The sequence below is a fragment of the Rhodococcus sp. 24CO genome (assembly GCF_050586165.1).
Taxonomy (GTDB): Bacteria; Actinomycetota; Actinomycetes; order Mycobacteriales; family Mycobacteriaceae; genus Rhodococcus_F.
Map to the genome: position 1 here is coordinate 341,818 of NZ_JAZFNF010000006.1, position 17,480 is coordinate 359,297.

At 62.4% G+C, this 17,480-nt stretch carries 20 protein-coding genes; 11 read left to right on the top strand and 9 right to left on the bottom strand.

Features of this window, described 5'->3' with window-relative positions:
- The first annotated feature begins 120 nt into the window (after positions 1-120).
- On the top strand, positions 121-996 hold the full coding sequence (locus tag V2B23_RS16825; RefSeq protein ID WP_430951399.1) for a siderophore-interacting protein: 876 nt from the start codon (positions 121-123) through the stop codon (positions 994-996).
- Between the two features lie 10 nt (positions 997-1,006).
- Here V2B23_RS16825 and panD read toward each other — a convergent pair whose 3' ends face one another.
- From panD to V2B23_RS16840, 3 genes are read right to left on the bottom strand one after another with little or no spacing between them, the layout of a single operon-like run.
- Entirely contained in the window at positions 1,007-1,414 is a 408-nt protein-coding gene (gene panD, locus V2B23_RS16830; protein ID WP_430951400.1) for an aspartate 1-decarboxylase, read from the bottom strand.
- Between the two features lie 4 nt (positions 1,415-1,418).
- A complete protein-coding gene (locus tag V2B23_RS16835; protein ID WP_430951401.1) occupies positions 1,419-2,084 on the bottom strand; it encodes an isochorismatase family protein in 666 nt (221 codons plus the stop codon).
- 42 nt (positions 2,085-2,126) lie between these two features.
- The gene (locus tag V2B23_RS16840; RefSeq protein WP_430951402.1) at positions 2,127-2,882 is read right to left on the bottom strand and encodes an SDR family oxidoreductase; all 756 of its coding nucleotides are present in this window, start codon (positions 2,880-2,882) and stop codon (positions 2,127-2,129) included.
- A gap of 62 nt (positions 2,883-2,944) precedes the next feature.
- Here V2B23_RS16840 and V2B23_RS16845 point away from each other — a divergent pair, with 62 nt between their 5' ends.
- Positions 2,945-4,588, top strand: a complete 1,644-nt coding sequence (locus tag V2B23_RS16845; RefSeq protein ID WP_430951403.1) for a (2,3-dihydroxybenzoyl)adenylate synthase — start codon at positions 2,945-2,947, stop codon at positions 4,586-4,588.
- 6 nt (positions 4,589-4,594) lie between these two features.
- Here V2B23_RS16845 and V2B23_RS16850 read toward each other — a convergent pair whose 3' ends face one another.
- Positions 4,595-4,726, bottom strand: coding sequence for a hypothetical protein (locus V2B23_RS16850; RefSeq protein WP_430951404.1), 132 nt, complete (start codon positions 4,724-4,726; stop codon positions 4,595-4,597).
- Between the two features lie 100 nt (positions 4,727-4,826).
- Between V2B23_RS16850 and V2B23_RS16855 the strand changes: the two genes are divergently transcribed.
- Complete coding sequence (locus V2B23_RS16855; protein ID WP_430951405.1) at positions 4,827-5,723, top strand: class I SAM-dependent methyltransferase; 897 nt, start codon at positions 4,827-4,829, stop codon at positions 5,721-5,723.
- Between the two features lie 7 nt (positions 5,724-5,730).
- On the opposite strand, the gene V2B23_RS16860 is transcribed toward V2B23_RS16855, so the two are convergent.
- Together V2B23_RS16860 and V2B23_RS16865 are read right to left on the bottom strand one after the other, a co-directional pair.
- Entirely contained in the window at positions 5,731-6,513 is a 783-nt protein-coding gene (locus V2B23_RS16860) for an SDR family oxidoreductase (RefSeq protein ID WP_430951406.1), read from the bottom strand.
- Positions 6,514-6,884: 371 nt separating this feature from the next.
- Positions 6,885-7,040 carry a DUF6131 family protein gene (locus V2B23_RS16865; RefSeq protein WP_092803415.1) on the bottom strand — a complete coding sequence of 52 codons (156 nt, stop codon included), beginning with the start codon at positions 7,038-7,040 and terminating at the stop codon, positions 6,885-6,887.
- Between the two features lie 151 nt (positions 7,041-7,191).
- Between V2B23_RS16865 and V2B23_RS16870 the strand changes: the two genes are divergently transcribed.
- Positions 7,192-7,395, top strand: coding sequence for a hypothetical protein (locus tag V2B23_RS16870; RefSeq protein ID WP_430951407.1), 204 nt, complete (start codon positions 7,192-7,194; stop codon positions 7,393-7,395).
- A 183-nt stretch (positions 7,396-7,578) separates the two neighbouring features.
- Here V2B23_RS16870 and V2B23_RS16875 read toward each other — a convergent pair whose 3' ends face one another.
- A complete protein-coding gene (locus V2B23_RS16875; protein WP_430951408.1) occupies positions 7,579-7,920 on the bottom strand; it encodes a hypothetical protein in 342 nt (113 codons plus the stop codon).
- A 160-nt stretch (positions 7,921-8,080) separates the two neighbouring features.
- Between V2B23_RS16875 and V2B23_RS16880 the strand changes: the two genes are divergently transcribed.
- Positions 8,081-9,115 carry a hypothetical protein gene (locus V2B23_RS16880; RefSeq protein ID WP_430951409.1) on the top strand — a complete coding sequence of 345 codons (1,035 nt, stop codon included), beginning with the start codon at positions 8,081-8,083 and terminating at the stop codon, positions 9,113-9,115.
- Positions 9,116-9,124: 9 nt separating this feature from the next.
- Here the strand turns inward: V2B23_RS16880 and V2B23_RS16885 are convergent, their stop codons facing one another.
- A complete protein-coding gene (locus V2B23_RS16885; RefSeq protein ID WP_430951410.1) occupies positions 9,125-10,324 on the bottom strand; it encodes a MinD/ParA family ATP-binding protein in 1,200 nt (399 codons plus the stop codon).
- Positions 10,325-10,646: 322 nt separating this feature from the next.
- On the opposite strand from V2B23_RS16885, the gene V2B23_RS16890 reads away from it, so the two are divergent.
- The 4 genes from V2B23_RS16890 (at position 10,647) to V2B23_RS16905 (ending at position 14,435) form a co-directional block, all read left to right on the top strand.
- On the top strand, positions 10,647-11,177 hold the full coding sequence (locus V2B23_RS16890) for a hypothetical protein (RefSeq protein WP_430951411.1): 531 nt from the start codon (positions 10,647-10,649) through the stop codon (positions 11,175-11,177).
- A gap of 109 nt (positions 11,178-11,286) precedes the next feature.
- The gene (locus V2B23_RS16895; RefSeq protein ID WP_430951412.1) at positions 11,287-12,717 is read left to right on the top strand and encodes a PepSY-associated TM helix domain-containing protein; all 1,431 of its coding nucleotides are present in this window, start codon (positions 11,287-11,289) and stop codon (positions 12,715-12,717) included.
- 22 nt (positions 12,718-12,739) lie between these two features.
- Complete coding sequence (locus V2B23_RS16900) at positions 12,740-13,240, top strand: copper chaperone PCu(A)C (protein ID WP_430951413.1); 501 nt, start codon at positions 12,740-12,742, stop codon at positions 13,238-13,240.
- Complete coding sequence (locus tag V2B23_RS16905) at positions 13,233-14,435, top strand: Dyp-type peroxidase (protein WP_430951414.1); 1,203 nt, start codon at positions 13,233-13,235, stop codon at positions 14,433-14,435. The genes V2B23_RS16900 and V2B23_RS16905 overlap by 8 nt, the downstream gene beginning before the upstream one ends.
- Positions 14,436-14,475: 40 nt before the next feature.
- Here the strand turns inward: V2B23_RS16905 and V2B23_RS16910 are convergent, their stop codons facing one another.
- Positions 14,476-15,603: a GIY-YIG nuclease family protein gene (locus V2B23_RS16910; RefSeq protein WP_430951415.1), complete on the bottom strand. Its 1,128-nt coding sequence runs from the start codon at positions 15,601-15,603 to the stop codon at positions 14,476-14,478.
- A gap of 115 nt (positions 15,604-15,718) precedes the next feature.
- Between V2B23_RS16910 and V2B23_RS16915 the strand changes: the two genes are divergently transcribed.
- Complete coding sequence (locus V2B23_RS16915) at positions 15,719-16,483, top strand: SDR family NAD(P)-dependent oxidoreductase (protein WP_430951416.1); 765 nt, start codon at positions 15,719-15,721, stop codon at positions 16,481-16,483.
- A 56-nt stretch (positions 16,484-16,539) separates the two neighbouring features.
- A complete protein-coding gene (locus tag V2B23_RS16920; protein WP_430951417.1) occupies positions 16,540-17,463 on the top strand; it encodes a DUF2797 domain-containing protein in 924 nt (307 codons plus the stop codon).
- The last annotated feature ends 17 nt before the right edge of the window (positions 17,464-17,480 follow it).

Genomic DNA, 17,480 nt, shown 5'->3' on the forward strand with positions numbered 1-17,480 from the left:
ATGCCCTGATCGCTCTTTCGAACGCACCAAGGGTTAGGGTTACCTACCCTACTGGAGAGCGAGTGGGCGTCATCTGACACCCTGGGTATAGATAGGTCCATTCGCGAGAGGAATTCGCTCATGCCGGTTACCACCCCGTCCCGACGGCTCGACCTGCCGATCGTCCTGCGAGAGCTGACGGTCCTCCGAACTGTCGAGGTCACACCGCGCATGCGCCGAATCACGGTCGGGGGCGAGCAACTGGGCACCTTCCAGTCCGGCGAATTCACCGTCGCCGAGTTCCGTACCGAGGGTGCCGACGACTACGTGAAGATCTTCCTCCCCGAGGCGGGCGCAGCGGCTCCGGTGCTGCCCGAGCAGCATGACGGCCATCTGCACTGGCCGAAGCGCCCGGCGCCGGTAGCCCGCTCCTACACGGTGCGCCGCTTCGACGCCGAGGCCGGCGAACTCGATCTCGACTTCGTACTTCACGGCCACGGAATTGCCGGCAACTGGGCGCGCAACGCACAGCCCGGTGACACCCTGCATCTGGCCGGCCCGAAGGTGTCGACCATTCCGCCCGTCGGCGCCGACTGGTGGCTGCTTGCCGGCGACGAAACTGCACTACCTGCGATCGCCCGTTACGTCGAGGAACACGACGGTTCGGTGCCGCTGTACGTTGCGGTGCTCGTCGACGGTCCCGCCGAGGAACAGCGCGAACTCCCCGGCGTCACGTGGGTGCACCGCCGCGAGGGCGCCTCGGACGCCCGCCTTTTGGCGGATGCTGCCCGTACTCTCGGTCCCAGCACCGGCGCCGGCTGGATGTGGATCGCTGGTGAGGCATCCATCGTTCGCGAATTACGCGCGACGGCAAAACAACTCGGAGTAACCAAAGATCTTCTCGATGCATCCGGCTACTGGCGGGTGCAGGTCGGCGACGGCCCCCTCGCCCGAGTTCGCACGCTGCGCGACAAAGCGGTGGAGTCGCTCGAACACCGCCGCCGCGAGCACGCCTGATCGGTCGCGGTCAGCGTGAGGCGAGCTGGTCCCGGGCTCCGGGCACCGGCTGCGCCGGGTCCGAGCCCAGTTCCACAATCACGTTCTTCGTGTCGACGTGGACGACCCGTGGTACCAGCGACTTCGCCTCACGGTCGTCGACGTGGCGGTACGACATGATGATCACCAAGTGCCCGGGCGAGATCAGATGTGCCGCAGCGCCGTTGATGCCGATCACCCCGGAACCTCGTTCGCCGGTGATGGCGTAGGTCTCGAGGCGTGCACCGTTGTCGATGTCGACGATGTGCACCTGCTCACCTTCGAGCAGGTCGGCAGCTTCCATCAGGTCTTGGTCGATGGTCACGGATCCGACGTAGTGCAGATCCGCCTGAGTGACGGTGGCACGGTGGATCTTCCCGGAAAGCATGATGCGGTTCACGGTCTTACACTCCACTGAGCTCTGCGACGGATTCGTCCACGCTGATCGCGCCCAGTACGTCGGCCGCGGTGAACACCCGGCCACAACGCTTGGCGACGTATTCCAATCCCATCAGATGCTCGTCACGCGAGAAATCGGCAGTCGCGTCCGAGACCATGAACGGCTCGACGTCACTCATGAACGCCTCGGCCGCGCTGAGCATGCAACCCATATGCGCGTACACGCCGGTCACGATCAACTGATCGCGGCCGACACGGGCGAGGAGCTGACGCAAATCCGTGCGCTGGAATGCCGAGTATCGCCACTTCGTCACCTCGATGTCGGACTCTCCGGGAGTGAGCGCGTCGATCACCTCCGTATCGCGGCCGGTTGTCATACCTTCGCCCCAGAAATCGGCCAGGATGCCCCGCCTGGACGGATGCTGATCGCCCGGCTGCATCGTGTAGACAACCGGAATCCCGGCCCGAACACACGCGTCACGAATCGCCACCATGTTTGCGGTTGCGGTGTTGATGGGCTCCTCACCGGTGTTGTAGGCGTCGATGAAGTAACGCTGCATGTCGTGGATCAAAAGCGCGCAGCGCGACGGGTCGAGCTGCCAGGCGACGCGGTCAGCGGATACCTCGTCACGGCGGGGCAGAACATAGCCGGCAATGGGGGGGATGGCCATCGGGCGCTCCTATTCGGTTCGATCGGTTGTGTGTAGGGGACTTCACATGTCGAGCGTGGCGCCGCCGTCGACGCGGAGGTCGTGCATCGTGATGTGCCTGGCCGCGTCCGAGCTGAGGAACAACGCCGTGGCGGCGATGTCACCCGGTTGCGCGAGCCGGCCGAGCGGAATCCCGAGGCGATAGGCGTCGGCGTCACCGGCGATCACCCCGGCAGATCGGTCTGTACCGTCCCACATTCCGCGCAGCATGGGCGTGTCCGTCGATCCCGGTGAAATGATGTTGCAGCGGATTCCGTGCGGCGCGATCTCGAGACCGAGGCTCCGCAGGTAGGCGGTTGCCGCGGCCTTCGACGCACCGTAGGCAGCCATGTTCGTGCGCGGGGTCGATGCCGCGTTGGACCCCACTGCGGTGATTACGCCACAACCGGCGGCAACAAAGCGGCGAGCCGCTTCGCGGGCGACGTTCATGGTTCCCGTGGCGTTGACGGCCATGCACGCATCCCAGTCGTCGTTGTCCTCGGTCAGCGCGGAACCTGCCCGCAGAACGCCTGCCGTGTGCACGAGCACCGACACCGTTCCGATCGCGTCGGTTGTGGCGGCAAATGCCTGCTCGACGGACTGACGATCCGTCACGTCGACCGCGAGCGCAAATCCGCCACCCGGTACCGTCGGAGCTGCAAGGTCCCACCGAGCGACCGTGGCTCCGGCCTCTTCGAACAGTGCCGCCGTTGCCGCGCCGATACCGCCGCCGGCACCGGTAATCACGACAGATCGCCCAGTCACACCCTTCACATCCATGAGCCTAGGCTATCCTTATCGAAATTGTTCACGCCGCCGGGCCACCACCAGTGAAGGAAGACATGCTTTCCGAAGTGTCACCACCTCAGCTCTCCTTCACCCCGTGGCCTGCAGACGACGCCGCCCGATACCGCAGTGAAGGAGTCTGGGCCGGAAAGACATTCGACCAGATTCTGCGTGAGAGCGTGTCTGCACATGCCCACTCCGTCGCAGTCGTCGACGCCGAGCAGACATGGACGTACGCCGAGCTCGACGCCCACGTGGACGCCCTCGCTGCCGGACTCGCCGACCTCGGCATCACCGCCCAACATCCGGTGATGGTCCAACTGCCCAACCAGGCCGAGTTCGTCGCCGTGGTCTTCGCGCTTTTCCGGATCGGCGCAGTACCCGTGTTCTGCCTCCCCGCGCATCGCTCCTCGGAATTGACCGCACTGGCCGGCGCCTCGCGCGCCGTTGCCGTCATCACCTCACACCACATCGACGGGTTCGACCACGGCACCCTGGCACTCGAGGTCGCTTCATCGACCCCGACCTTGAATACCGTTGTGTGCCTGCCAGATCCCGGATCGGACGCTCCAGCCGGCACGGTGAACTTCGACGCGGTGAGCGCCGCACCACGCGCATTCGCCGCCGCAAACCCGGGATCCGTGGCGTTTCTGCAGCTGTCCGGCGGCAGCACCGGCATCCCCAAACTGATCCCCCGCACTCACGACGACTACCTCTACAGCGTGCTGCGCAGCAATGAGATCTGCGGTGTCACAACATCGACGGTCTATCTCGCGACATTGCCGGTAGCCCATAACTTCCCGATGAGCTCCCCGGGAATCCTAGGAGCTCTCGCCGCCGGCGGAACTGTGGCGTTGACCCCGTCCCCGAGCCCGACGACGGCCTTCGCGATGATCGAACGCGCCGGAGTGACGATGACGGGACTCGTTCCGCCGCTCGCCCGGTTGTGGACCGAAACAGCCGAACGTGGCCACTCACATGACCTCTCGACTCTGACATCCGTACTGGTCGGCGGCGCTCGCTGCCCCGACGAGTTGGCAGCCCGCATCGGCCCCGCGTTGGGCGCACGACTGCAGCAGGTGTTCGGGATGGCCGAGGGTCTGGTCTGTTACACCCGCGACGAAGATCCCCTCGACGTCGTCCTCACCACGCAGGGCCGCCCCATGTCCCCCTTCGACCAGATCCGGGTGGTCGACGACAACGACAACGACGTACCCGCAGGCACCGAAGGTCAGCTACTTACCAAGGGCCCGTACACAATTCGTGGTTATTACGACAATCCCGCAGCCAATGCGCGTTCCTTCACCGCCGACGGGTGGTACCGCACCGGCGACGTGGTTCGGGTTGATCCGAACGGCAACATCACCGTATGCGGGCGTGCGGTCGACCGAATCAACCGCGGCGGCGAGAAAGTATCCGCCGAAGAACTCGAAGAACACCTCCTCGCCCACCCCGCGGTACGCGACGCGATAGTTGTTGCCATTCCCGACGAATATCTCGGTGAGCGCACGTGCGCCTTCCTCCTTGCCTCAGATCCGTCGAGTCCGCCGAAAACAGCCCAGATCCGGTCCTTTGTTCGCGAGCGCGGCCTGGCGAGTTGGAAGATCCCCGACCGAGTGCAGGTGCTCGAAGAATTCCCGGAGACCGGCGTCGGCAAAACCAGCCGTAAGGATCTGCGTCGGATGCTCGCCGCTCGCTGACCTAGCTCAACTCGCTGCGGCCGCGGCAACGGTGCTCGGTGTCGCCAGCGCCCGATGTTGTTCCAGCAGCACCTGAGCGCTTGTCCGCCCGAGCACAACCGCGGTGTCGTCGATATCGAGGCAAACGATCAAACTCATGATCAACACCTTGCAATCTCGAAGCAGACCGAACCCCTTGAACTGCAACGAAAATACCGACACTCGAATTGGAAACCACGACGAGCGTAGGATCAAAAAGGTGCGCAACGACGGCGATACCTGGGACATTGTCAGCAGCGTCGGCCTGACTGCGCTGGGGGTGGCCGCGTTTCGCGCACTTGAATCACGTCGCCCCGACGCCCTGATCGAAGATTCCTACGCGCCGTGGTTTGTCGCGGCCGCGGGCGAACCACACTTCACCGCACTACTGGACAACCCGTCATCCTTGGAAGACCTACCGCTGTCCGGGTTCATGGGCATCGGCATGGGCATCAGAAGCAAATTCTTCGACGAGTTCTTTCTTGACGCCGCCAGATCAGGAGTCGCCCAATCAGTCATCCTGGCAGCAGGATTGGATGCACGGGCCTATCGACTGAACTGGCCTACCGGCACCGCGGTTTTCGAAGTCGATCAGCCGCGGGTACTGGAATTCAAAGATCAGGTGCTCGCCGAACATGGAGCGGAACCGAAAGCGGACCGTCACACGGTGGCTGTCGATCTGCGAGAAAACTGGCCCGCCGCTCTCGAAGCGTCAGGGTTCGATCGCGCCAGGCCGTCGTCGTGGTCGGCAGAGGGACTTTTGGCCTATCTTCCCGGCCCCGCACATGACGCATTGTTCGAGAGAATCGACGAACTCTCGGCGCCGGGAAGTCGACTTGCTTTGAACTACTTCCCATCCGGAATGGACGGCAAGCGATTCGCCGACATCAGAGCAAAGTACTTCAAGAAAGATCCATTCGGCGGCTTGGACTTGTCGGCATTGTTCTACGACGACCAGCGCGCCGACCCCAAGCAGTGGTTGACCGACCGCGGTTGGTCGGTTCAGTGCCGCGACACCCTTGAACTGGCCAACGAGTACGGCCAACCGATCCCGGAACTGCCACCGGAACTCGCCGATTTGTCGAAGCGCTCGGGTTATCTGACGGCCACGAAGTAGCGCCAACTCAGAGCGTCTTGATCAAGCCACCGTCGATCACAAAATCCGCGCCCGTGATGTTTGCGGCGCGGCCTCCGGCAAGAAATACCACCAGGTCCGCGACTTCTTCCGGGTACGTGAATCTGCCCGTCTCCGAGCCGGCGGCTGCACTGTCCACGATGTCTTGGGCGCTGAGTCCGGCGACCCCGGCGAGCGTCGACGCTACCCCGTCCGATCCGAGCCACAACGCCGTCCGCACTGGTCCCGGGCTCACCGTGTTCACCCGGATACCGTGCGGGGCCAACTCTTTCGACAGCGATTTGCACAGGTTGCTCAAAGCGGCTTTTGCCGCACTGTAGTCGATCACCGCTGGATCCGGAAGAAACGCATTCACTGAGCTGACCGTCACGATGCTCCCACCGCCGGCCGTCATCGACGGCAGAGCAGCCCGGATCATCCTCACCGCGGACATGAACGTCACGCGCAGCGACGCGTCCCAGTCGCCGTCCGTGACGCTGAGAAATCCCTCGGTCCGCGGCGTCACCGCGCCCACGTTGTTGATCAGTATGTCGATATTGCCGCGCTCTGCGGCCGCGGTAGCCAAGGCCGGCGGGCCGTCCGCACTCGCCAAGTCGACGGCGAGGAACGTGACGCCGTCGCCGGTCTCGAGTTTCTCGATGTCTGCCGTACGTGTTCGTGAACCCGCGATCACATGGGCACCCTCTTCGACCAACGCCTGGGTGATCGCGAGACCGATACCCTTACCGGCACCGGTGACAATCGCGGTCTTCCCTTTCAACAGTAGATCCATCGAACCGGCTCCCGTCCGACCGGTCCAAATCCGGCTTCGGCCGTAGAGTCTCCACTGCGATCGGTGGATAAACCTGGCGCCTCTAAGGTGCAAACCTCACTTCCGGGACCAAAATCCCAAAGTATGAACTCAGAAATATTTTCTCCGTAAATCACTGGCAAACACGTCCGATGCGCCGTATTGTTTTCGACGCATGCTCCGGCGTGCTGGGACTCGTTGACGCTCATGGAGATGTTGGCAAGACCAATCGGAGACAGGTCCTGCACTCCCACAGGGTGTGGGGCCTGTCCTCGATCTGGCGAATATCCCAGCTAAGATCGATCAAGTCCCGCAAATCGGATCAGACGGAGATCCAGATCAGTAGATCCAGATCAGTACCAGTGCCGTCGGCCACCGACCGCCCGTCCTGTCGAGCCCAGCACGAACAAGATCAGCCCGATCACCAAGAGGACAACGCCGATTGTCCACAGAATCGGAATATTCAAGAGAAATCCGATCAGCAGCAGGATAATTCCGAGAATAATCATGGCAGTCTCTTTCGACGACAAGCCCGACACATGTACACGCGAAGTGACGGCACTCTGCCTTGGGATACCCAGCTCACTTGCGTTTCATACCCCTCCTGGCCGGGTATTTCGATAGTCCCCGCGCCACACAGCTGAGGAATCGAGCGGTTCCATGCGACGAATCGTGACTTTGATCGTTTTGATCTGGCTTGTTGTCGGTGCCATCGCGGCCGGCCAGCGAGGCTACTACAGCAACTCTCCGTCCAACTGCGCCGGCGTAGGCACCATCGCCTTGACCGTGGTGGCTGGGCCTCTGAACTACTTCGGCGTCAACCCCAAAGTTACGGATTGCACTCTGCCGCAACCTAGTTCCTGACGAGTACCTCGGCCACCCAGAGGCGGTGCCTGACGGCTGTCCAAAGGCGGTGCCTGACGCTGAAGGCAGTCAGCGCCAGGCACCGGGTTCTAGCGTGGGGGTGGTGCAGGCTTCCCTCTGCACCATCCCCACGGGGAGCAACACTAGCAAGAATCGAACAAATGTGCGAGTCGAATAGGAAGTTCATTGCGGTGGGCCGTAGGCATCCGCCCCGAAACCGGAAGTGATCAGCATCAACACCATCAGGCCCCACCCTGCCCCTTGCCAAATGGGCCACACCCCACCCCGTTTCCACACCCGATATGTCTGCGCAAAGGCAATCAGCCCACCGGCCAGGAAGACAGCGGCCGGCGCGAAGGCGAGGGTACCGAGTCCAGACGACCTGTCGACCAGGAAGAGCGAACACAGCACCGCAAGCGCGAGTCCGGTCACCACACCCGTGAAGGTCACTGCCTTACGGAACTCTTCCGGATCCGACCACCGTTTCTCGGTATCCATCGCTGTGTTGCGGCGCCGCGCCGACATGGCCTGCTCCCTTCACTGGAACCTCAGTTGAATCTGCGGCCAATCGGATTGGATACCCAGCCCTCGTGTCGAATCAACCTCGAGCGGGTACGCGTTCGAAGAGTCGAGCAACGAGATTCGACGACTACTACGGAGACGATTACTACGGAGAGGAGTCGCCATGCATGCTGCGCGACTGAAGAAGGTCGGTTCGAGCGAAGGACCGTTTGCCTCGGTGTACTTCGAGGACGTCCGCAATCGTGAAAACTCACGTGAGCGCTTCGAGTTGGAGTGGCGTTCGATGCACAATCAATTGTCCAAACAGGGAGCACCAGATGCATTGATCGAACAGTTCGACAGCGTGAAGGACAATCATCACGGAATTTCCGGCCGGGCCGGACGCGCGCTGGTGATAACGCCCGATGCCGTCATGGTCGACGACATCCTGCTCGAACCCACGGCGTCGACCATCGTGACGGTTGGTTCGCTGCCCTATCTGATTCCGCTCGTTGCACACGGACACGACACCGAGCCGTTTCTCCTCGCCAAGGTCGATCACACCGGCGCCGATCTGTGTGTGCGCGACGCGCGCGGGCGAGACGTCTACAGCGAATCCGTGGACGGCGACGGGTTCCCCGTACACAAAGCTCGAGTTGGTGGCCCCGACCGCTACATCGACACTCAATCCCTGGCGCAGGAGAACGTACGAAAGAACTTGGCCCAAGCCGCAACTCGCACCGCCGCACTGGCCCGCGAACACAAGCTGCAATTGGTGCTGATCATCGGTGAAGTTCAGTCGCGCACCGCCTTCGCGCAGCACCTTCCGTCATCACTGCGCACTGTGGAGATCGAGCGCGGATCACGCGCAGCAGGTTCTTCTGCGGCAGAAGTAGCCAAGGCCATACGCGAACTCATCGATACCGAACGGTTGCGGCGCATGGACACCGAAACCGAGCGTTTCATGGCCGGGCAGGGGCGCGACACCGAACTGTCGGTCGACGGCACTGCCCGCGTGCTCGACGCACTGGAACAGGGCAAGGTCGAAACTCTGCTCTTCACCGATCCCGATGACAAAGAAGTATCAAGTAATTCGCACTTTGCGCCCGCGAACCGACTACTCCCCTATCTGGCGATCCGAACCGGGGCCGAACTGATCCAGGTAGACGAACGTCTCACCCTCGCAGACGGATACGGAGCGATATTGCGACATCCGTGAAGTTCTCCGTCACCGTGACGCATGCCGACCCTGCGAATCCGGGAAGCCGTCCGCGATAGCGGCGACCAACTCGAGATAGGCGCGCGCAGTGCGTTTGTTCAACAACTTCAGATCTATGGGCCCGCCCTCCCCCAGATGATCGTCGTACGGGAGGGTGCACACCGCCCGAACTCCGCGCTGCGCAAACACTTCCTCGAGTTGGTCGAGATCGAGCGACGACGATCCGGGCCGCGTGGCGTTGATCGCAACCACCGACCTGCTCACCAGGTCGCCGTAACCGTGTTTGGTCAGCCAACTCAACGTGGCGGCTGCGCTGCGCGCTCCGTCCTGAGCCGTCGGACTGACTACCACCAATGCGTCAGCCTCGTCGAGGATTCCGTACATCGCCGAGTGCATGATGCCGGTGCCACAGTCGGTGATGAGAATGTTGTAGTGCACTTCGAGGATGCGCAGTGTGTCGAGGTAGTCCTGCTCGTTGAACGACTCCGATGTTTCCGGATCCGCTTCGCTGGCAAGGATTTCCAACCGGCTGTCACCTTGTGACGTGTAGTACCGCACATCACTGTACGTACGAATATTACTGTCTGCCAACAGATCACGAACCGTCAAGTGATGCTCGCGACGTTCCCGATCGGCGAGGGTACCGAGGTCCGGATTGGCGTCGATCGCAACAATCCGATCACCACGGATCGACGCAAACGTGGAGCCGACGGTCTTTGCCGCCGTCGTCTTCCCTACCCCACCTTTGAGCGAGATGAAGGCGATCTTGTAGACGCCGCGCACCGTCCGATTAGCACGACGGACCAGCGCCTGATGTTCGAGTTCTACCGCCGACTGCCCGGTGTTGATCCGCCCACCCGAAAGCTTGAACAGCAGAGCACCGAAACCATGTTCGGGCGGACGCTTGGCGCGCTTGATGATATCCAGATCGTCGACGGAGGTCATCGCTTGCGGCGTCGACGTTCGGAAATCGGTCGGCTCATCGCGTCGCGCTTGCCGCATCCGTTGACTCGGAAGCGGTTTGACCGGAACCCCGTCGCTCTGCGGAACCTCGTCACTCTGCGGAACTTCGAACTGCGGTGTAAAGGTAACGGTTCGAACCGAATTCGCGTAGGAATTCTCGGAGCCACTCAGCAGATCATCCGTGTCGGTCGTTCCGGAACCGTTCTGCGGGAATCCACCATTCGAGCCATTGTTATCGCTGTGCACCGTTTTCCTAGGTCAAGGTCGAATCAATTCGGACATCACACGTCGCGACGCTATCACTGTGCGGGCGCCTTGGCCCATCGTTGATACCGCAAAGGCGGGCCGATTTGTTACACAACACAGTTCGATGACTTTGGTCCTCGAAACTCCCGATCCTCCAGCAAATCAGCCGGCATACCTGTTGTCCGGTACGTATTGCGCCGGAACGCATCCGAAATACACAGCCGCAAAGCGTGGGCAAAGCCGACGGCTTCCCAACCGAACAAATGTCCAACTTCGGCGCACCTACTAACCGTGGTAGTAGGTGCCTGTATCCTTTGCACCTATGACCTCCCGCCTCGCTGATGTCGCGCAGTTGCGCGGCGCCTGTGTCGGCGGCACGTCCGGAGCGGTATCCCTCGCCGCCCACGCACTCGGCGGCGGTGGCATGGCGCCGTCGCAAAGTGCGGTGGTTCTGTTGCTCCTCGCCTGCGCGAGCGTCGGCGCTGTCGTTGCGTCCATCGATATCCGTCGATCGCCCACCGTGGCCTTGGCTCTCATGCTTGCTGCCGGGCAGGCAATCGGCCACATAACACTGACCATTGCCTCGGACCACCAGCACGGCGTTGTTCCGTCGCTCCCGATGCTCGCAGCTCATATCGCCGCGGTCGGAGTCTGCGCGGCGGCAATCCACGGCGCCGAACGCGGCTACGTCGTTGCGGCATCCACGGTCGCATCAATCGTTGCCGTCCTGCTGCGGCCCTGGGCGCCGCAGCACCCACACCTCACCGCGCGCACTCGCTACCGCGCCAAAGTTGTTCTCCGGCAACTCCTCACCTCCGGTCTGGGCACTCGCGGCCCGCCGGCATTCGTGTAACTCACTTTCCCTTTCCTCTTTGCGCACGAAATCCCGTGCGCCCCATTGCTGTGCGTCTTTTTCGGCCGCCCGCGGTTGATATAGGCGCACAGCGGGATCGAGTACACGCATGTCCGCACCCGAAATGGAGCGCGCGCAGCCGCACGCTTCCAACGACAGTTCCCCTCCGAAAAAGAAGGCAGGCGGCGCCAGACCACTGATCCTGCGCCTGCACTTCTACGCCGGAATTCTCATCGGACCGTTCATCCTCATCGCGACGTTGAGCGGTGGCCTCTACGCGGTGGCACCCACCATCGAGAAATTTGTCTACAGCGACTACCTACAAACCGACAGCACGGGACAGATAACGTCGCTGAACGATCAAATCCGCTCCGCTCAGCAGTACCGCCCGGACCTGACGGTCTCGGCTGTCCGTCCCTCCACTGCCGACGGCAAAACCACCCGGGTTCTGTTCACCGATCCGTCTCTCGGAGAGTCCGAAAGACTCGCGGTTTTTGTCGACCCGGTGCTCGCTCAACCGGTCGGCGAGTTGACGGTGTACGGCAGTAGCGGTTCACTGCCGGTTCGAACCTGGATTTCCCAACTCCACCGCAACCTTCATCTCGGCGAACCAGGACGCCTGTACAGCGAACTGGCCGCGTCGTGGATGTGGGTGGTTGCCCTCGGCGGTGTCTACCTCTGGTTCCGCCGGTACCGAACCTCTCGCAACGCCCGTCTGCTCACCATGGATCGAACGGCCGCCGGGCGTAACCGAACCCTGAACTGGCACGGAGTTGTCGGCATCTGGATCGCAGTGGCGCTGGTGTTTCTCTCGGCAACCGGGCTCACGTGGTCCACATACGCCGGTGAGAACGTCAGCAGCGTGAGAACTGCACTGAGTTGGACCACCCCGTCGGTGGTCAAGACACTTGGCGACGCTCCCGCGCAGCGTTCCGGCGGGCACGACGGTCACGACATGGCCCCGATCGCCACCGGGACTCTGACGGACACCAACGTCGGGCGGGTCGACGCGGTCCTCGGCATTGCCAGATATCACGGCATCACCGGCCCGGTCGAGGTGTCGATTCCAGCTGATGCACAAACCGCTTTCACCGTCGCCCAGACGCGACAGCCCTGGGTGATGAGCAACAACACCATTGCAATCGACGGAGCAACGCACAAGGTCACCGACGAGCTGTGGTTCGCGGATTGGCCTCTCGCGGCAAAACTCTCGGCCTGGGGAATCCAGCTGCACATGGGACTTCTCTTCGGTCTCACCAATCAGATCGCGCTCGCAGCACTGGCCGTAGCGCTGGCGAGCATTGTCATTCGCGGCTACATCATGTGGTGGCGTCGACGACCGATCCGTGGATCCGACTGGGCGATGGGCCGAGCACCTGCGCGCGGTGGCATCCGAAAACTCTCCCCGATCAGCATCGTTGCCCTGATCGCCGCTAGCGCCCTGATCGGCTGGTTCGTTCCGCTGCTCGGCATCAGCCTGATCGCCTTCCTCCTGATCGACCTTTCCGTCGCGGCACTCCGACGCCGCACAACCACCTGATACTTGAACTACGGAGATACACATGTCTGTTCGCACCACACTTTTCACCGCTGCCGCGTTGGCGGCGGCTATGACGCTGGCCGGTTGTTCATCGGATTCCGGCAAGGACACCGAAGCGGCACAATCCATCACGATCGAGGATCAATGGGTCAAAGCCGCGCCGGACGGCATGAGCGCGGCCTTTGCCGAACTGGTCAATTCCAGTGGCAAAGACGTACGGGTCGTCTCGGCCACCAGCCCCGCGTCCCCTCGCGTCGAACTGCACGAAGTTGTGACCGGCGACGCCGGGACAATGACAATGCGCCCCAAGGACGGTGGTTTTCGGGTTCCCGCGAACAGTTCCGCCAGCCTTGCGCCAGGCGGCGATCACCTGATGTTCATGGAACTCGCCGGCCCGCTCCTCCCCGGCGCCGAAACCGACGTCACCCTGATCTACGACGACGGTTCCAGTTCCACCTTCACAGCCCAGATCCGCGACTTCTCCGGTAACCAGGAGAACTACGATCCCAATCACGGTGGCTGAGAACAGCAACCTGCGACTGAGCCGGCGGCGTCTCCTCGGAGGTGGCGCCGCCGCGCTTGCTGTCGCGGGAACAACGTGGGGTGCAGCAACTCTGGCGCAGGCCGACGAACAGTCTCCGGGTAAAGCCGTTGTTCCGTTCCACGGCGTTCACCAGGGAGGCGTCAGCACCCCGCCGCAAGCACACGCCACCTTTGTCGGCTTCGATCTGCGACCAGGAGTCGACCGGGCCGCCGTCATCGGAATCATGAAGATGTGGACAGCCGACGCTGCCCGCCTCACTGCGGGAATGCCCGCTCTTGCCGATACCGAGAAGGAACTGGCGGTTGATCCGTCGCGGCTGACGATCACCGTGGGTTACGGACCCGGACTGTTCACCACTCTGGGGTTACGGGATCGGGCACCAGGCTGGTGCGCTCCGCTACCGAGCTACCCGATCGACCGACTCGAAGATCGCTGGGGCGCAACGGATCTTCTCCTCCAGATCTGCAGCGACGATCCCGTCACCGTGGCACATGCGGTACGGGTACTGACCAAGAACGTCCGCTCCCTTACCTCAATTCGGTGGACACAGAAGGGGTTTCGCAACGCACGGGGAACCACGCCCGAGGGAACAACTATGCGCAACCTCATGGGCCAGGTCGACGGTACCGTCAACCCGGCGCCGGGAACCACGGATTTCAACTCCCTCGTGTGGAGCGACGGCGCCGATCAGCCATGGTTAGCCGGGGGAACGTCGTTGGTGCTTCGGAGAATTCGCATGGAAATGGATACCTGGGACGAACTCGATCGACCGGCGCGTGAACTCACGATGGGTCGCACGTTGTCGAACGGCGCGCCGTTGACCGGCACCAACGAGTTCGACGAGGCTGATTTCACCGCTACCGACAGGTTCGGAATACCGGCCATTCCGCCGGGATCACACATCGCGCGTTCCCATCGACGCCACGAAGGGGAGCAGTTCTTCCGTCGTGCCTACAACTACGACGATCCCCCGGAAGGCGAGGAGACGTCCAACTCCGGGCTGATCTTCGCGGCGTACCAGCGGGACATCGCGGCGCAGTATCTGCCGGTTCAGCAGCGGCTGAGTGACTTCGACGCACTCAACGAGTGGACAACGCCGATCGGTTCGGCCGTCTACCTCATTCCGCCCGGATGCGAGGACAACGACTACCTCGGCAGTGGACTACTGAAATAGACGCAGTTGGGCTCCGAAAACTCCGGAGCCCAACCTCGTCTTACTTCTTACGCGGACCTGGCATCGCCGCACCGGGGCGAGCGGTGGTCAGTCGTGTCACCCAACCGCTGACCGGCCACTTCTTGAGTCCGACGTTGTGCGGAGTGATTTCGGTGCCGACGTACTTGGCCGCCAGCTCGTCGTCGACGTCGCCGGTGAAGCGCCACAACATGCTGCCGTCGGCGTTACGAGTGGACACCTCCCATGACTGCGCTCGGAAAGCACCACGAATGATGCTGTCCGCGAAGACGAGTACAGGAATCCCGACTTCGGCACGCACTGCGGCGCCGGCCGCCCATTCCTGGCGGGCGAGTTCGTAGATCTCTTCTGCGGTGGCACCGGCGCGAGCAGAACCCGGAACATGCAGCACCACACTGGGTGTCGGTAATTCTGGTGCCGGATCTGCGGAATAGCGAAGGGCGATTTCCTCGACGCGGGTTGCCCGCAGATCCTTGTCCGTGACCTCACCAGCAAGGTTGGTCAGGTTCTCGCCCGCCTCGCTGATCCGAAGTGTCTCCACGATGCCGCTGACCACGGCGTCTGCCGTGCCGCTTGCATCCGCACCGGCTACGCTGCGAATGAGAACGTAGTGCTCGACTGCCGAACCGGCGTCGTAGATCTCGCGAATACGTGAAATTTTTGCAGCGGTCACTCCGGGTGTATCCGCTGACCCGGAGGCGCCTTCGAGGTTGTCGAGTTCACCCAGCGCCTCGAAAACCGAAGCGAATACCTGGTTTCCGGTGCCGTGGCCGACATGGAACACCTGATTGTTACGCGGGTCACGCAACGCGAACACATACTCTCCCAAGCGCTTTCCGACCTTCTCGGAGAACGGTTGCGGAGCCGGCTTACGGACGAGCACCTCGGTGGACAGCGTCCGCATCACCGCGAGCCGAAGCGCATCGGGCACACTTGTCGATGCTGCGGCGCCCGAAAAGATGGCTGCCGACGCCGAACTGATCGACGTGAACGTGCGACCGACCTGCTTCTCGAGCGAGGCGCACACAATGCCGACCGCGCTCAGTCTCGACTCGAGGGTGCCTTCGCCCTCGGCGAGAAACTCCTTGATCAACGGTGCTACGAGCAGGGTGGGGCTGATACCACGCGGAACTGTCCAGACAATAGCCATGCCACGAGCCTAGGCGATCACAAGCAGGCCCGAGGTCAGTCGCATGTCATCGGGACATTTCCAACCAGCGGGACTGCCCGATACGGCGCCGGCGCTGCCACCACAGAATCGGGGCATGAACAGATTTGTAGGCAAGGTAGTCATCGTCACCGGCGGTTCTCAGGGAATGGGAGAAGCAACCGCCCGACTCCTCGCAGCAGAAGGCGCGACGGTGGTCATCGGCGACGTACTCGACGAGAAGGGCGCCGCAGTCGCTGCCGATATCGGCGGTGTCTTCCATCATCTCGATGTCAGCAGTGAGTCCGATTGGGTGAGCCTCGTCGAAGCCACTACTTCCCAGTTCGGCACCGTGGACGTCCTGATCAACAATGCGGGCATGCTTGCCTTTGCCGCTGTCGAGGACATCGACGTCGAGGCCGTCGAGAAGCTGTTCTCTGTCAACGTCATCGGCGCAATGCTGGGGGCCAAGAGCGTTGTTCCCGTCATGAAGAAAGCCGCGCGTGGCGTGATCGTCAACATTTCGTCCGTCGACGGACTGCGCGGCGTCAACGGTCTGAGCGCGTACACCGCCAGCAAATGGGCGGTCCGTGGACTCACCAAAACTCAGGCACTCGAACTCGGACCGTCGGGCATCCGCGTCTGCTCGGTACATCCCGGTGGCGTCGACACCCAGCTGGGCAACCCGATGGGCCGTACGGGCGACGACCTGCAGAAGCCGTACGGTCAGGTTCCGCTGCGGCGAATCGGGCTCCCCGACGAGGTCGCCCGGGTAACCGCCTTCGCTGCCAGCGACGACGCAAGTTACATGTCCGGAGCCGAGCTGGCCGTCGACGGCGGTTGGTCGGCAGGCACCTACTACCCCGGGTTGCCCGGCAGCTGACGCACTAACATCGGTGGTTCCTGATACTTCCGAGAAAAGGAACCGGCACTTCCATCATGACCTTGCTCGTGCGCGGTATCGAATGGTCGGATCCGGCAGCTCCGCGTATCCGCCTCGTCGACGACACAACCGGCGACACCACGTTTCTCACCCACACGTCGGTATTCCGTTTTTCTGTGGACGAGCGACGAGGACGGCGGTGCCTCGGGTGGCGTGACATGACGGCCGACGGACCCGGTTACCTTCCGTGTGATCGGGGCGCGAAGGTGACCAGCGGACGCCAATGTGACCGGTGCAGAAATCGCGAAGGGTTCACAAGCGTCCACCAGGCTCACGTGAACGGTGCGCACATTCACCCGAATGTGCGCACCTACCTCACCCAGCCACAATGGCTGTACATCGACATCTTCGCGGGTGGCCGGATGAAGGTGGGGACGGCGTCGCAGTTTCGTAAGTACCCGCGCGTCGCGGAGCAAGGCGCCGCAGCGGCCGTGTACGTCGCCGGTTCGACGGATGGTTACAACATTCGCACTCTCGAAGCCGACGTGTCGAGGCAGTTTCACCTGAGCCAGGCGATCCGCACATCACGCAAACTCGAAGCACTGACGAACAGAATCGACACCGCCGCGTTGTGTAACGAGTTGCAGCAGTTCATCGTCTCGAACCGAGAAGAGTTGTCCTACATCGGATCCGGGATCGAGGGCATCGAGATTTTCGAACAGCCCGAGGTCTGGACACCACCGGCCTGCTCGCAGATCGTTTTCGACGCCACCCCGGCGCTGACGTATCCCCATTCCTTCGAGTCGGGTGAGCACTCTCTGTATCTCGAAGGACTGACCGGGCCGGTGGCACTGTTTCGTACCGATACCGACCCGGAATCTCCTCGCTTTGTCGCAGATATCTCGGCCCTGGTCGGGCGTACCGTCACGGTGGGCAACTTCGACTCGCCAGGCGTCGCAATTCAGGAATCACTGTTCTGACGGTCGTCTGAGGGTTG